The sequence below is a fragment of the Polynucleobacter sp. UB-Tiil-W10 genome (assembly GCF_018881605.1).
Lineage (GTDB): Bacteria > Pseudomonadota > Gammaproteobacteria > Burkholderiales > Burkholderiaceae > Polynucleobacter.
Map to the genome: position 1 here is coordinate 480,327 of NZ_JACVPZ010000001.1, position 15,187 is coordinate 495,513.

Consider the following 15,187-nt stretch of genomic DNA (forward strand, 5'->3'; position numbering starts at 1 on the left):
ATGGGGTAATTTCAGTGAATTTCTAGGTGTATTTACAGAAATTCTTAAGAGAATTTCAGCTTTTCGCCCAATTCACGATATCGAGCTCGATCCTGCTCGGTGGCAGTGCTTCCAGCGATCTTTTGGGTAATTTCGGTCATTTCTTGCTTCAAGTGGAGTAACTCTAGCTTCTTGAATGCCCCCTCAAGATCAGCAGCCGCACCTTCCAGCTCCAAATCAGAGCCCATTACGCGATTTCTCAGGACCTCGTACAAGGGAGCTAACTCACTACGGGAGAGTTGATCTTGGAACATCGCAAATGCTCCAGCACCTGCAATCGCTGGTTTACCCCCTTCACCTGGAATAAATTCAACTAAATCACACTGCGCCAAAAGATCGCTCATTAAAGCATGGGCTTTTGCAGATCTTTGTTCGGCCGCCTTTAATGCGAGTGTGCGCTTATTCGCATCCAAGGCTTTTCCTAGGTGCGGAAACTGAATGATGACGCGCAGCATTTGTTCAGCCAAATCCGTTGGCGCTTTAGGAGGTTCAATATTTTGAGTGGCAACCCGCTTTGCGGATCCCTTAGATGCTTGCCAAGGGGCACCCTGCCTATTGCTCGAGAAATTATTTTGATTAACTTGATTACCTTGCCCACTTTGGGTCCGCGCTTGCACTGGCTGATAAGTTGTTTGACGCGCAGGCGCTACCGTTAAACCACAAAATGCTTCGAGTTCTGCTGGAGTCGTATTCGTGCGAATCGCTAACTCGCGCAAGATTTGTGTGCGCAGTGCAATCGGGGGCATCGATAGTAGGAGTGGCTTAGCCGCATGATGGGTATGAGCTCTACCTTCAGGGGTGGTTTGCTCATGACCTTCGCTAACCACTTTAAAGAAAAAACTGGAGATAGACATTGCTTCTTTGATGACCTTCTCAAAAGCAGGAGCGCCATAGGTGCGCACATAACTATCGGGATCATGCTCAGTCGGCAAAAATAGGAAACGAATTTCTTTATCGTCTGACATTAATGGTAAGCAAGCTTCAAGCGCACGTTGCGCCGCACGTTGACCGGCGGAATCACCATCAAATGAGAACACCACTTTATCGGTTTGGCGTAGCAACATACGCACATGGTTTGCGGTGCAAGCTGTACCTAAGGTTGCAACTGCATTCGGAAATCCTAATTGCGCTAAGGCAACGACATCCATATAACCTTCGCACACCAAGACATATTCTTGTGCGCGAATCGCTTGTCTTGCTTCAAATAATCCATAGAGCGTGTTGCCCTTGGAGAAGAGTGGCGTTTCTGGAGAATTCAAGTATTTTGGTTCGCCCTGATCGAGAATGCGCCCACCAAAGCCAATCGTTTGACCCTTGGGATTGCGAATGGGGAACATAATGCGATCACGAAAACGGTCATAACGCTTCACGGGCTGACCGCCTTCAGATTGCTCACTCTGAATAAGTAAGCCACCCTCTAATAAAGTTTTAGCCACCTCATCATTGGAGTAGGTGCCAAATACCGCTTCTAAGCCCTGCCAGCCATCGGGTGCATAACCAAGGGCATAGCGCTTAGCAATCTCACCAGTAAGTCCACGACCCTTCAAATACTCAACAGCCCTTGTGTTGCCTTTGAGTTGCTGGCGATACCAATCTGCAGCCGAACTCATCACCTCACTCAACGCCATTGCTTGCTGCTGTCTTGCTACATCATTCGCAGTACGCTCTTCACGAGGTACATCTAAACCTGCAGAACGCGCTAAATCTTCAATAGCATCAACATAACCAAGACCAGAGTATTCCATTAAGAAACTAATGGCAGAGCCATGAGCACCACAACCAAAGCAGTGATAGAACTGTTTAGTTGGGGATACTGAAAAAGAGGGGGATTTTTCTGAATGGAAGGGACACAAACCTTGAAAGTTTGCGCCCGCTTTTTTTAACTTAACGTGTTGCCCAACCACATCAACGATATCAACCCGATTTAAAAGATCGGCAATGAAGGATTGTGGGATGAGTGCCATGTGGCTAGTATGAAAGAATTTTTCTTTCTTGGGGAGCCGCTTTCATTACTTACTTCGCTAGCGCGGCTTTTACTAAGCCAGAAACTTTACCCATATCTGCTTTGCCAGCCAATTGAGCTTTCAGTACGCCAATGACTTTACCCATATCTTGTGGGCCTACAGCACCAGTAGTAGCAACTGCAGCGGCCACTGCAGCTTCGACTTCAGCATCAGATAACTGCGCAGGCAAGTAAGTTTGTAGTATCGCCATCTCGGCAGCTTCAATTGCTACCAAATCATCGCGCCCTGCTTTTTCAAACTGGGAGATCGAATCTTTACGCTGCTTCATCATTTTTTCAACAGTAGCAACCACACCAGCATCATCAATCACAATGCGCTCATCTACTTCACGCTGCTTAATTGCTGCCAACAAAAGACGGATTGCTCCTAGGCGCTCAACTTCTTTTGCGCGCATGGCGTTTTTCATATCTTCGGTAATTTGATCTTTTAGACTCATGGCTTTATTCCTAGTATTGAATACAGAACGTTGAACGTTTATTTAACAATAGCGATTAAAAAGCAAAAACCCGCTGCGTTTCACCGTCAGCGGGTTTCAAAGCTTCTCGGTGAAGAGAGCTTTTAAATTCTATTAGTAAAGCTTCTTAGGCAACATTTGGCTGCGAATACGCTTGTAATGGCGCTTAGCAGCTGCGGCCTTCTTACGCTTACGCTCAGCCGTTGGCTTCTCGTAAAACTCGCGTGCACGCAAGTCTGTCAAAAGGCCATTTTTTTCAATGGTGCGCTTGAAACGGCGCAATGCCACTTCAAATGGTTCGTTTTCGCGGAGGCGGACTGTAGTCATACTTATTTAACTCGTATATGCTCGATAGATATCGAAAAATTAACTGAATTGCGATTCTAGCACGACCAAACGAAAAAATGATTGTTTTAGGAATAGAAACTTCTTGTGACGAGACCGGGGTGGCTTTATACAACACCATTCCTTGGGAAGAGGGCAAACCGGCCTGCCAGGGCATACTGGGGCAAGGTCTGCACTCCCAGATCGCCATGCACCGGGACTATGGGGGTGTTGTCCCCGAATTAGCCTCCCGAGACCATATTCGCCGTGTTTTACCCCTTTTAGACCAATCTTTAGCCCAGTCTGGCCTCCAATTAACCGATATTGATGCCGTGGCATTCACTCAAGGCCCTGGACTGGCTGGTGCCCTGCTAGTAGGAAGCGCGTTTGCCAAATCCCTAGCCCAAGGCCTTGATTTACCCTCTATTGGGGTACACCACCTCGAAGGACACCTACTTTCCCCGCTTTTGGGACAAACAGCCCCCCAATTTCCATTTATTGCCCTTTTGGTGTCTGGTGGTCACACCCAGCTCATGAAAGTCTCTGGAATTGGTCAATACGAACTGCTGGGCGAAACTTTGGATGACGCAGCGGGAGAGGCTTTTGATAAAACAGCCAAATTACTTGGCCTGGACTACCCAGGTGGAGCGGCAATCTCAAAATTGGCGGAGCAAGGTCGTCCAGGCATTTTTGATTTACCAAAACCAATGCTGCATTCTGGTGATTTAGATTTTTCTTTCTCCGGACTAAAAACTGCCGTTCTGAATCAAACCAAAAAATTTGCCGAGAAAAAGATTGATGATGCAAATGCGATTGCGCAATTTCATGCGGATCTTGCTAGAAGCTTTGTCGACTCGATCGTTGCGGTGTTGATAAGTAAATCAGAGAAAGCACTCAAACAAACTGGTTGCAAGCATTTGGTGCTTGCAGGTGGTGTTGGCGCTAACTTACAACTTCGTACCGCACTCAATGACAAAGCTAAGCGCAATAACTTTGAAGTACATTACCCACCACTTGAACTCTGTACTGATAACGGAGTGATGATTGCTTTTGCTGGTGCACTACGCTTGATTGAAAAAAATAATGGCTCCACAACTTCTGGAGCCTTTGATATCAAACCCCGTTGGGATTTGCAAAGTAATAATCTGAAATAGATTTATTGTGACTTATTTGTTGGTGCTTATTTCTGGTGGCTGATTCGGGCGAATGCACTGTGGTTATGGATGGACTCAAAGTTCTCAGCTTCAACCACAAAAGAGTGAATGCGCTGATCTGCCTTGAGATTACCGGCCACATCACGAACCAAGTCTTCTACAAATTTGGGGTTGCTATAAGAATGCTCAGTCACCCATTTTTCATCAGGACGCTTTAGTAAGCCCCATAACTCACTGGATGCTTCACTCTCTGCAGCTGATACCAAATCCTCCACCGTCATTTTAGTTTCAGCATCCAGCACCACTGACATAGTCACATGTGAGCGCTGATTGTGCGCACCAAAATCAGAAATCTCTTTTGAGCAAGGGCACAAGCTCATGACTGGAACTTGTGCACGCAAACCCAATTCAATCTCCGTACCGCCATTGGCATTTTGTTTGGCAGTAGCCATCCAAGTCACTTCGTAATCCATTAAGCTTTCAACGCCAGACACTGGGGCCGCTTTTTTAACAAAGTGCGTATAAGTAAATTGCACATGTCCTTCTTTGGCATCAAGCAATGGCAACATCTCGCGCACCATTGCCACTACTGAAGTGCTATCGACAGCAATATCTTGTTTTTGTAGCAAAGCCATGAAGCGCGACATATGAGTGCCCTTCACATGCGCAGGCAAAGCGACATCCATCTCGAATAGCCCTACCGAAGGAAAATTACCCGTTTTGCTACGAATAGTGAGTGGATGACGTACGCCACGGATACCTACCTGCTCAATTGGCAAAGCGCGCTCATCCCGAGTTGATTGCACATCAGGCATTGCGCTTGGCTTTAAAAAAGCGGGGTTCATGTCATTCATAGCTCTATTTTCAGGCAAAACTGGCTTATTTGCCTACAAGCGCTGAATTTACGGTCAATATTGCAGGAAAACGTTGTTTGATAGAGTTGGCAATACCTTCTACATCCAAGCCACACTTGGTCATCAACAGACTGTAGTCGCCATGTTCAATAAATTGATCAGGAAGACCTAATTGCAAGAGGGGTTTATTGATGCCGAGATTGGATAGTGCTTCTAGGCAAGCGCTACCAGCGCCACCAGCAATGGCCCCATCCTCAATGGTCACAAAATAATCGTGATCAGCGACCAGTGATTGAATTAAATCCACATCGAGTGGTTTAACAAAACGCATATTAGCTACCGTTGCATCAATACCTTCCGCCACTTCGAGCGCAGGATAGAGCAAAGTACCAAATGCCAATATCGCCACACGTTGGCCAAGGGGCGCCGTTGATTTGCGACGAAGCTCGCCCTTACCCATTGGTAGAGTGCGCAGCTCTTTAGAAGAAATGGTGCCTACACCAGCGCCCCGTGGATAGCGCACTGCGCTTGGATGGGGTTGATGGAAAGCAGTGGTTAATAAGTCGCGACACTCTGCTTCATCCGCTGGCGTCATCACCAGCATATTTGGAATGCAACGTAAGAATGGAATGTCATATGCGCCAGCGTGCGTTGCGCCATCAGCGCCAACGAGTCCGGCACGATCTAGCGCAAACAATACTGGCAAGTCTTGCAATGCCACATCATGAATGAGTTGGTCATACGCACGCTGCAAGAAAGTAGAGTAAATCGCCACTACTGGCTTCATCCCCTCGCATGCCATACCAGCCGCAAAAGTGACCGCATGCTGCTCAGCAATGCCAACATCGTAGTAACGCTTAGGGAAATTCTTCTCAAACTCAACTAAGCCCGAACCTTCACGCATCGCTGGAGTGATGCCAACCAATAATGGATCTGCGTGTGCCATGTCACATAACCATTCACCAAACACTTGAGTGAACGTTTTCTTGCTAGCAGTCGATTTTTTGACGCCCTCTTCAGGATTAAATTTACTTGGGCCGTGATAAAGCACTGGATCCGCTTCGGCCAACTCATAGCCCTGGCCTTTTTTAGTTACCACGTGCAAAAACTGTGGGCCACGCCCTTCCAAAGCCAAGCGACGTACGTTTTGCAGCATCGGAATCAAGGCATCCAAATCATGGCCATCGATCGGACCGAAATAATTGAAACCAAATTCTTGAAAAATCGTTGATGGGGAGACCATGCCTTTGGCATGATCTTCAAGACGTTTAGCAAATTCACGCAAAGGTGGTGCAATTGATAAAACACTATCAATGCCTTTTTTAGTCGCAGAGTAAATATTACCGCTGAGTAATCGAGCTAAATGTCGATTAAGCGCTCCTACCGCAGGCGAGATCGACATGTCGTTATCATTCAAGATCACTACAAGCGGCAAGTCGTCATACACACCAGCATTGTTCATAGCTTCAAAAGCCATCCCGCCTGTCATGGCGCTATCTCCAATGACAGCTACCGCCACATGTCGCTCACCTTTCGTTTGAAAAGCGCGAGCCATACCCATCGCCGCTGAAATACTGGTTGATGAATGGCCAGTACCAAAAGCATCAAACTCACTTTCAGAGCGATGTGGGAAACCTGATAAACCCTTGTACTGACGCAAAGTATTCATGCGCTCACGACGACCAGTCAAAATCTTGTGTGGATAGCTTTGATGGCCCACATCCCAAACGATTCGATCTTCCGGGGTATCAAATACATAATGCAAAGCAATAGACAACTCCACCGTTCCCAGGTTTGACGATAGATGTCCGCCTGTCTTAGAAACAGAGTCCAAAACAAACTCACGCAACTCATCAGCTAAAGCGGGCAGCTCTTCGCGTGATAGTTTTTTGAGATCGTCGGGGGAATTAATGGAATTTAAAGTCATTGAACCTAAATCATTTGTACTAATGAATTTCTCTTGTATTTATTCTCTTGCATTTGTCTTGTATCTTGCTTATTTGCCGCGATTGACAACTAAGGAAGCCAAATCCTTTAACGCCTGTGCTTGCGCACCAAAACTATCTAAGCTAGCAATTGCTGTTTCTTGTAACTCTTTAGCTTGCTTCTTTGCATAGTCTAAACCCATCAAGGTCACATAGGTCGGCTTATTCGCCGCTGCATCTTTGCCAGCCGTTTTACCCAAGGTTTGACTATCGGCGGTGGCATCAAGTACGTCATCCACAATCTGAAACGCCAACCCTAGGGATTTTGAATAATGATCGAGATTCATCATTTGCGCAGGGTCAAGGTTGGCAGCAATACCGCCCAACTCAACAGCACATGACAAGAGGGCACCAGTCTTCATGGCATGCATTTGCTTTAAGCCTGGCAGATCTAATTTTTTACCCACACTTTCCAAATCGATAGCCTGACCACCGGCCATGCCGCGCGAGCCTGAGGCCGCAGCTAAAACGGCAATCATTTTGAGGCGCACTTGCGCATCACAGTTTGCATTAGCCAGAATTTCAAAGGCGCGAGTTTGCAATGCATCGCCAACTAATAATGCAGTTGCTTCATCAAAGGCTTTGTGAACTGTAGGGCGACCACGTCGTAACTCGTCATCATCCATGCATGGCAAATCATCGTGCACTAATGAATAAGCATGAATACATTCAATTGCCACTGCAGCCGTATCCAAAGACTCGATAAGCGCTTCACCTTGATTATCGCCAAGCTGACCAGAAGCGTAAACCAATAGAGGACGTATACGCTTACCGCCGCCCTGCGCCGCATAGCGCATTGCCTCGTGCAAACGATGGGGAGTGGTTTTTGCCGAATCAAGCAAGCGATCTAAGGCCTGCTCAGTTCGCTCAGAGTGAGCAGTTAGCCACTCCTGAAATTGAAAATCAGTACTCAATTAGGCCTCGAACACTCGAACCTGTTGTTCAACCTGAGCCAACATTCCTTGACAGTGCTTGAGCAATGCCGCGCCACGTTGATAGGCAAGCAAGGTTTCTTCTAATGAAAATTTGCCGGATTCCATATCGGAAATAAGCTTCTCCAGCTCTTTTACGGCCTGCTCATAGCGTAAATCGGGGTCGATTTGGACCTCAAGACCGGGTTTTTGACTCTCTGACTTCTTGGCTGGCATAAGCTGGTTTCCTTCGTATTTCCCACACGGATAGCCCTACATATTAAAGCGAGAACCCCCTTGGATGGGTATAATCCATCCCTTCCTTTCCAATATCGATCCGTCGATGGTTGGATTGGTTATTCCGCTTAGCTTCGGCTGACGTTTTCGGGGGTGGGGAGAATGACTAATCTGGCTACCGCGCAGAAGCTTGCGCCGTCCAATCTACAACTGCCGGTTTCGGCATATTTTGACGCTGATTTATATCAGCGCGAAATTGAACTGCTTTTTAAGCAGGGGCCTGGCTATGTTGGACACGAACTCATGGTGCCCGAAATTGGCTCCTATCAAACATTAAGCGCAGAAAACGAAGGTCGCATCCTCGTACGCAACGAATCTGGCGTAGAACTTTTATCAAACGTTTGTCGTCATCGCCAAGCGTTAATGTTGAATGGTCGCGGCAAAGCCGACAATATTGTTTGTCCTTTACATCGCTGGACCTATGACTTAGGCGGCAATTTATTAGGCGCTCCGCATTTTGAAGATAAGCCTTGTCTAAATCTTGGTAAATCCCCCTTGCAAAATTGGCAGGGGCTCCTGTTTGAAGGTCCACGCGATGTTCGTAATGACTTCGCCAAACTGGGCGTTGCTGATGATCTCGAGTTTGATGGGTATGTACTCGATCATGTTGAAGTACATGAGTGCAATTACAACTGGAAAACATTCATCGAGGTATATCTCGAGGACTATCACGTTGTCCCATTTCATCCAGGCTTAGGTAAGTTTGTTTCTTGTGAAGATCTACATTGGGAATTTGGTGACTGGCATAGCGTACAAACTGTAGGCATTCATAAGGATTTGCAAACTCCAGGATCGCCAACGTATCGCAATTGGCATGAAGCAGTACTTCGTCAATTTGACGGCAAAGCCCCACGCCATGGGGCTATTTGGCTGACCTATTACCCCAATGTGATGGTGGAGTGGTATCCGGGCGTGCTCTGCGTCTCCACCCTTCATCCTATGGGAGTCAACAAAACGCGCAATATCGTAGAGTTCTACTATCCAGAAGAAATTGCCTTATTCGAACGTGAGTTTGTTGAAGCTGAACGTGCTGCATACATGGAAACTTGTATTGAAGATGATGAAATTGCCGAGCGTATGGACAAAGGGCGCGCAGCTCTACTAGCTCGCGGTATTAATGAAGTGGGTCCGTATCAAAGCCCAATGGAAGATGGTATGCAACACTTTCATGAGTGGTATCGCCGTGTGATGAATTTTGAAGGCGCATAATCTAAATAGGTTTTACAGTTCCCTAAAGACATCGAACAATCCAACAACTATTTCTCACTAAAAATAGGAAGCATCATGACTCCTCTAATCTCAGCAAACCAGTTAGAAGAAATCATTAACAGTGGTGAGAATGTATTGCTCTGTGATTGCCGCTTTGACTTAGTAGATCCACTGATCGGCAAAAAGTCTTACGAAGAAAGCCATATTCCTGGTGCTATCTATGTCGATCTGGATAAGGATCTTTCAGGCAATAAGACTGGCAGCAACGGTCGCCACCCTCTTCCGAGTCCGGAGGCTTGGGCACAAACCAAGACTCGCTTAGGGATCAGCCCAAACACTTTAGTAGTTGCTTATGACAAACAAGGCTCCGTATATGCCAGCCGCTTGTGGTGGATGCTCAAAGCCACAGGGCATGCCAATGTAAAAGTGCTGGATGGCGGCTTAGATGCTTGGAATGGCCCTATGGGCACCATTCCTAGGATGCCAACTCCTTGCGCCCAGGCTATTGGAGTGATGCCTTATGCAGGACTGGTTCTGGTTGATGAAGTTGTGGGTAACCTACAAACCCAGAAAAACAAAGTTATCGATGCGCGTACGGAAGATCGCTTTCATGGTCAAAATGAAACGCTAGATCCAGTTGGTGGACATATTCCTGGTGCACTGAATCGCTTCTTTAAAAATAATCTCAACGCAACCGCTTTTAAAACTCCTGAACAGCTCTTCAAAGAGTTCTCAGAATTTCTTGGCCCCATTAAAGCTTCCGAAGTCATTCATCAATGCGGATCTGGCGTTACTGCTTGCCATAATATTTTGGCGATGGAACTTGCTGGATTTAAAGGCTCACGCCTATATGCAGGCAGCTGGAGCGAGTGGTGTGCAGACCCCCAAAGGCCTGTTGAACTATAAGAATAGTAATCTGTATTAATGCAGCAAAGATAGCAGGATCACAAATCCTACGCCACAAGCAATGAGCACTGTTTGACGTAAAGACTCAACCCAGTGCGGGCGACGATGCATTTGTGGAATGAGATCACTCACCGCAATATAAATAAAACTACTAGACGCAATCACCAGCAAGTAAGGCATCGCTGCATGCGCACGCTCTAGGAAGAAATAGGCGAGTACCCCACCCACTACAGCTGATAAGCCGCAGATAAAGTTGTATAGCAAAGCGCGTGCGCGTGAGAAACCCGCATTTAACAACACTATGAAATCACCTATCTCTTGTGGGATCTCATGAGCAATGATCGCGATCGCAGTAAAGAGGCCAAGCTGATAATCTGCCATAAAGGCTGCGGCAATCAAGATACCATCCACAAAATTATGAATGCCATCACCAACTAAAATCATCCACCCACTACGCCCAGCATTTTCAGCATCATGGCCATGGTGGTGATGGTGCCCATCGCCTTCGTGATGGTGGTCATGGCGCAATAAAGCAATTTTCTCAAGCAAGAAAAAGCCCAATAACCCAGCAAGCAAAGTAGCAAACAAGAGCTGGGGTTTTGCCCCCTCCATACTAAATGCCTCGGGCAAAGAGTGAAGTAAAGCGGTTGCCAGCAAAATACCGACAGATAAACTGACCATGTTGTAGACCATCTTGGACAGCATGGCCAAGGAACAGCTTGCAGCAACTAGGACGCTAGCAGTACCCGCTAAGGCAGTAACCAAAAGAATACTTTGTAAAACTGTCATTGCGATTACGCCACTCCCATTTTCTTAAACCAGGCAATACATTTTTCCCAGCCGTCTTTTGCGGGACCTTCACGATAAGAGGCGCGATAGTCCGCATGAAATGCGTGTGGCGTATCTGGATACACCTCAAACTGACAAGCCTTAGCAGCGGGATTTTTAGCAGCTGCCTGCGCTAGAGCGGCACGCATCTGATCAACACTTTCTAGTGAAATACCAGTATCGACTGCGCCATATAAACCCAGGACCGGGGCTTTTAAATCTGCAGCAATATCTACCGGATGACGTGGGTTGCCTTCTGTTTTTTCTCCAATGAGACGTCCGTACCAAGCTACACCTGCATGCACTTGCGGTAAGGTGGCAGACAACCAAGTGATGCGACCACCCCAACAAAAACCAGTTACGCCAACCCTTTTGAGGTCACCGCCATTTTTACCGGCCCAAACTAAAGCAGCCTGTAAATCATTAAGGACCTGCGAATCTGGAGTTTTGGCCACAATATTTTGCTGAATCTCCGCTATCGTTCCATAGGTATTTGGGTCGCCAGCGCGCGTAAAGAATTCTGGTGCGATTGCTAAATATCCTAGCTTTGCAAAACGTCTTGTGACATCAGCAATATATTCATGCACACCAAAGATTTCACTTGCCACAATAATGATGGGCAAAGAGCCTTTCGCTTTTTCAGGTCGTGAGACATATGCGGGCAACTGAAAACCGCCTACCGGAATCATTTCCTCGCCAGCCTTTAGGCCGATGAAGTCTGTTTCAATAGCAGCAGCCATCACAGGATCTGAAGCAGCCACAAATCCAACCCCAATAGCAGTTGCGCTAATTGCTGATGTCTTCATAAAATTGCGTCGACTGTTTTGCATCTCTTTACTCATGATTTTGTCTCCTGGCTTGTAATTCTCATTCAATCCTTAATGTGCCTCTTCCCAATTATCGCCAATCCCAATACTAACTACTAAAGGTACCTTTAGCTGGGCAACATTGCACATTAAACCGGGTAATTTAGCTTGCACTATCTCAAGCTCATCGAAAGGCACATCTAGAACCAACTCATCATGAACCTGCAATAGAAGCTTGGTCTTGAGTTGCTCCTTTTCGAGCCAATCCTCCACGGCAATCATTGCTAGCTTGATTAGGTCTGCAGCAGTACCTTGCATAGGAGCATTAATTGCCGCACGCTCAGCCCCTTGGCGACGCGGACCATTAGAGCCCTTAATTTCCGGCAACCAAAGGCGTCGTCCAAAGACTGTTTCCACGTAACCATTTTCTCTAGCCTCGAGGCGTGTGCGCTCCATATATTGAGCCACTCCTGGATACCGATCAAAGTATTTGGCTATATAGTTTTGCGCAGCAGAACGCTCAATACCTAAGTTACCAGCCAAACCAAAAGCACTCATGCCGTAGATGAGGCCAAAGTTAATGACCTTGGCATAACGACGTTGCTCAGAATTGACATCATCCAAAGCAATGCCAAAGATTTCTGCTGCGGTGGCTTGGTGAACGTCTTTGCCTTCTCTAAATGCAGTGAGTAGATTTTCATCTTCAGCAATGTGCGCCATGATGCGTAACTCAATCTGAGAGTAATCCGCAGACAATAACTTGCAACCTTCTGCCGGAACAAATGCTTCCCGAATACGACGACCCTCTTCTGTGCGCACAGGAATATTTTGCAAGTTTGGGTCGCTTGATGCGAGGCGACCTGTCACTGCAGTGGCTTGAGAAAAGTTCGTATGTACGCGCCCAGTTTTAGGGTCAGCCATGCGTGGGAGCTTCTCAATATAGGTGGACATCAATTTTGCTAGGCTACGGTAATCCAGAATGCGTGCTGGTAATGGATAGTCTTCCGCCAACTTCTGTAACACTTCTTCATCAGTAGAGGGTGCACCTGATGGCGTCTTTTTAATGACCGGAAGCTCAAGTTGTCCAAATAAAATTTCTGCGATTTGCTTAGGTGACTGGATATTAAAAGGCTGGCCAGCCAACTTATGGATCTCGCCCTCAAGCTCAAGCAGGCGTTTGCCCACTTGCTGCCCTTGTTTAGACAATAGCGCGGAATCAATCCGAATACCATTGTGCTCCATAATTCCCAATACTCGCATGGCTGGCATCTCTACTTTTTCGTAGATATAAAGCAAGCCTGGACTTTCTTGAATCTGCGGCCATAACTCAAGATGAAGGCGCAAGGTAATATCGGCGTCCTCTGCCGCGTAGTCCGTTGCAATCTTTAGATCGACTTGGTCAAAGCCAATTTGATGAACCCCTTTGCCACACACTTCTTCGTAGCGAATCGTTTTCATTCCTAAATGACGCTCGGCAAGGCTATCCATATTGTGTGGAAGATGTGATTCGAGCACATATGATTCCAGCAAGGTATCAAATGCAATGCCTTTTAAGGTAATGCCATAGTTTGCAAAGATGTGGGCGTCGTACTTTAAGTTTTGCCCTACCTTTAAATGCGTTGCGCTTTCTAACCAGGGCTTCATGCGGGCCAGAACCAGATCACGGTCAAGTTGCACTTCGCCATTGCGATGAGCTACAGGAATATAGCAAGCCTCTCCAGGAGTAACCGATAAAGAAATTCCAACGAGCTCTGCCGCAAGCGCATCAAGACTAGTAGTTTCGGTATCAACCGCCGTTAACGGAGAAGACTCAATCTTTTTTAACCATCTCTCTAGGCCGGCCTCATCCACTACACATTCGTAGTGACGTTCGATTGCATCATGTGAGTCCCGAGTTTCTTGGGATAAATCTTTAGTGGGCGAGATGGCAATCACACGCGTCTTTTTTGCCCTATCAGAATTTTCTTCAGGATTATTTGAGATTGGGCTGCCTGCCAAATCAAAGCTTGCTGGCTCGCCCTTATTCTCTGGGCTCGTGAGCTGTTTTTCTACGTCACGTAACCAAGTCTTAAAAGCATAACGCTCAAACAACTCACGCAGCAAAGGAGCATCTTCAGACTTCGCATGCAGGTCATCCAAGCTTGGCAAATGGGGCGATAAATCACAATCCGTTTTTACCGTAATCAGTTGGCGTGCTTGTGGCAGCCAAGGAAGAGTAGCGCGCAAGTTTTCACCAACTACACCTTTGACTTGATCGGCATTAGCCATTAAGTTATCCAGATTGCCAAATTCTGCCAACCATTTGTTTGCAGTCTTTGGTCCTGCCTTAGGAACTCCTGGAACGTTATCAACGGCATCGCCAATAATGGATAAATAATCAACAATCAACTCAGGTGGTACGCCAAACTTTTCTTTCACACCTTCGATGTCTAGCTTTTCATTCGTCATCGTATTAATGAGAGATACCGAAGGATTGACCAATTGCGCCAGATCTTTATCGCCAGTGGAAATAATAGTTTCCCAGCCCGCTTGCGTAGCTTGGCAAGCTAAAGTTCCAATCACATCATCCGCCTCCACACCGGAGACCATTAAGACCGGCCAACCTAATGCCTTCACCATGGCGTGAATGGGTTCGATTTGTTTAACCAAATCTTCGGGCATGGGGGAGCGATGCGCTTTGTACTCTGAATACATCTCATCGCGGAAAGTCTTGCCTTTGGCGTCAAAAACACAGGCTATATGGTCTGCTTTGAGCTCGGAGCGGGCCCTGCGCATCATATTCACCATGCCATAGATAGCCCCAGTGGGCTCTCCAGCCCCATTTCTGAGGTCTGGCATAGCGTGGAAGGCGCGATAGAGGTAGCTAGAGCCATCTACCAACAAGAGTCTATGTTTAGTCATACCGCAATCGTACAATCTAGTTGTGAATTGCCTACAGGTCTGGTTAAGGAACCATCCGAGAGTAGGCTTAAAAAGGTGAAAAAATGCATTATTTAACGAACTTAATTAGCCACTCAATGAGTCAAAGCCTCGTCCCAATGGGCTTTTTTGTGATTTTTGGACTTTTTGGCATTACCTCAGCCCAAGCTCAGAATAACAGCCAAGCACTGAGCCCATCCGAATTAAACCGCATTAATAATCAGCCGCTTGCGCCAGCCGTCAGCGCCACTGGCGTCCTAAACACTCCCGAGCCAAGAAAGCCAAACTATCAATACAAGGATAAAAATGGCACTACGGTTACAGAATATAAGGACGTCAATTCACCGACCCAAGTTGATGTGAAAACACCCTTCACTAGCTATGAGATGGCGCCACCCACATCAGTTATGCCTGGCCCCCCAAAAGAAACTGATCTGATTAGCGTTCCTAGCATTAGCATTCCTTTTAAATAAGATC

At 46.8% G+C, this 15,187-nt stretch carries 14 protein-coding genes; 4 read left to right on the plus strand and 10 right to left on the minus strand.

The window, feature by feature from the left end; genetic code table 11:
* Positions 1-44 precede the first annotated feature (44 nt).
* The 3 genes from dnaG to rpsU form a co-directional block, all read right to left on the minus strand.
* The gene (gene dnaG, locus ICN33_RS02415; RefSeq protein ID WP_216194220.1) at positions 45-2,003 is read right to left on the minus strand and encodes a DNA primase; all 1,959 of its coding nucleotides are present in this window, start codon (positions 2,001-2,003) and stop codon (positions 45-47) included.
* Positions 2,004-2,052: 49 nt separating this feature from the next.
* Positions 2,053-2,499 (minus strand): GatB/YqeY domain-containing protein, encoded by a 447-nt coding sequence (locus tag ICN33_RS02420; RefSeq protein ID WP_216194222.1) that lies wholly within the window; start codon positions 2,497-2,499, stop codon positions 2,053-2,055.
* 132 nt (positions 2,500-2,631) lie between these two features.
* Positions 2,632-2,844: a 30S ribosomal protein S21 gene (gene rpsU, locus ICN33_RS02425; protein WP_011903537.1), complete on the minus strand. Its 213-nt coding sequence runs from the start codon at positions 2,842-2,844 to the stop codon at positions 2,632-2,634.
* 77 nt (positions 2,845-2,921) lie between these two features.
* Here rpsU and tsaD point away from each other — a divergent pair, with 77 nt between their 5' ends.
* Entirely contained in the window at positions 2,922-3,995 is a 1,074-nt protein-coding gene (gene tsaD, locus ICN33_RS02430) for a tRNA (adenosine(37)-N6)-threonylcarbamoyltransferase complex transferase subunit TsaD (RefSeq protein WP_216194225.1), read from the plus strand.
* A 26-nt stretch (positions 3,996-4,021) separates the two neighbouring features.
* On the opposite strand, the gene folE2 is transcribed toward tsaD, so the two are convergent.
* The 4 genes from folE2 to xseB form a co-directional block, all read right to left on the minus strand.
* Complete coding sequence (gene folE2, locus ICN33_RS02435; protein ID WP_216194227.1) at positions 4,022-4,849, minus strand: GTP cyclohydrolase FolE2; 828 nt, start codon at positions 4,847-4,849, stop codon at positions 4,022-4,024.
* A gap of 25 nt (positions 4,850-4,874) precedes the next feature.
* Complete coding sequence (gene dxs, locus ICN33_RS02440; protein WP_216194229.1) at positions 4,875-6,776, minus strand: 1-deoxy-D-xylulose-5-phosphate synthase; 1,902 nt, start codon at positions 6,774-6,776, stop codon at positions 4,875-4,877.
* Positions 6,777-6,845: 69 nt separating this feature from the next.
* Positions 6,846-7,748, minus strand: coding sequence for a polyprenyl synthetase family protein (locus tag ICN33_RS02445; protein ID WP_216194231.1), 903 nt, complete (start codon positions 7,746-7,748; stop codon positions 6,846-6,848).
* Complete coding sequence (gene xseB / locus ICN33_RS02450; RefSeq protein ID WP_072582862.1) at positions 7,749-7,982, minus strand: exodeoxyribonuclease VII small subunit; 234 nt, start codon at positions 7,980-7,982, stop codon at positions 7,749-7,751.
* A 162-nt stretch (positions 7,983-8,144) separates the two neighbouring features.
* Here xseB and ICN33_RS02455 point away from each other — a divergent pair, with 162 nt between their 5' ends.
* Together ICN33_RS02455 and ICN33_RS02460 are read left to right on the plus strand one after the other, a co-directional pair.
* Positions 8,145-9,251 carry an SRPBCC family protein gene (locus ICN33_RS02455; RefSeq protein WP_216194233.1) on the plus strand — a complete coding sequence of 369 codons (1,107 nt, stop codon included), beginning with the start codon at positions 8,145-8,147 and terminating at the stop codon, positions 9,249-9,251.
* A gap of 75 nt (positions 9,252-9,326) precedes the next feature.
* Positions 9,327-10,157: a sulfurtransferase gene (locus ICN33_RS02460; RefSeq protein ID WP_216194234.1), complete on the plus strand. Its 831-nt coding sequence runs from the start codon at positions 9,327-9,329 to the stop codon at positions 10,155-10,157.
* 15 nt (positions 10,158-10,172) lie between these two features.
* On the opposite strand, the gene ICN33_RS02465 is transcribed toward ICN33_RS02460, so the two are convergent.
* From ICN33_RS02465 to polA, 3 genes are read right to left on the minus strand one after another with little or no spacing between them, the layout of a single operon-like run.
* The gene (locus tag ICN33_RS02465) at positions 10,173-10,946 is read right to left on the minus strand and encodes a ZIP family metal transporter (protein WP_216194236.1); all 774 of its coding nucleotides are present in this window, start codon (positions 10,944-10,946) and stop codon (positions 10,173-10,175) included.
* A 5-nt stretch (positions 10,947-10,951) separates the two neighbouring features.
* Positions 10,952-11,827: a dienelactone hydrolase family protein gene (locus ICN33_RS02470; RefSeq protein WP_216194237.1), complete on the minus strand. Its 876-nt coding sequence runs from the start codon at positions 11,825-11,827 to the stop codon at positions 10,952-10,954.
* A gap of 36 nt (positions 11,828-11,863) precedes the next feature.
* Positions 11,864-14,692: a DNA polymerase I gene (polA, locus tag ICN33_RS02475; protein ID WP_216194239.1), complete on the minus strand. Its 2,829-nt coding sequence runs from the start codon at positions 14,690-14,692 to the stop codon at positions 11,864-11,866.
* Between the two features lie 116 nt (positions 14,693-14,808).
* Here polA and ICN33_RS02480 point away from each other — a divergent pair, with 116 nt between their 5' ends.
* Positions 14,809-15,183 carry a hypothetical protein gene (locus ICN33_RS02480; protein ID WP_255530579.1) on the plus strand — a complete coding sequence of 125 codons (375 nt, stop codon included), beginning with the start codon at positions 14,809-14,811 and terminating at the stop codon, positions 15,181-15,183.
* Positions 15,184-15,187: the final 4 nt, after the last annotated feature.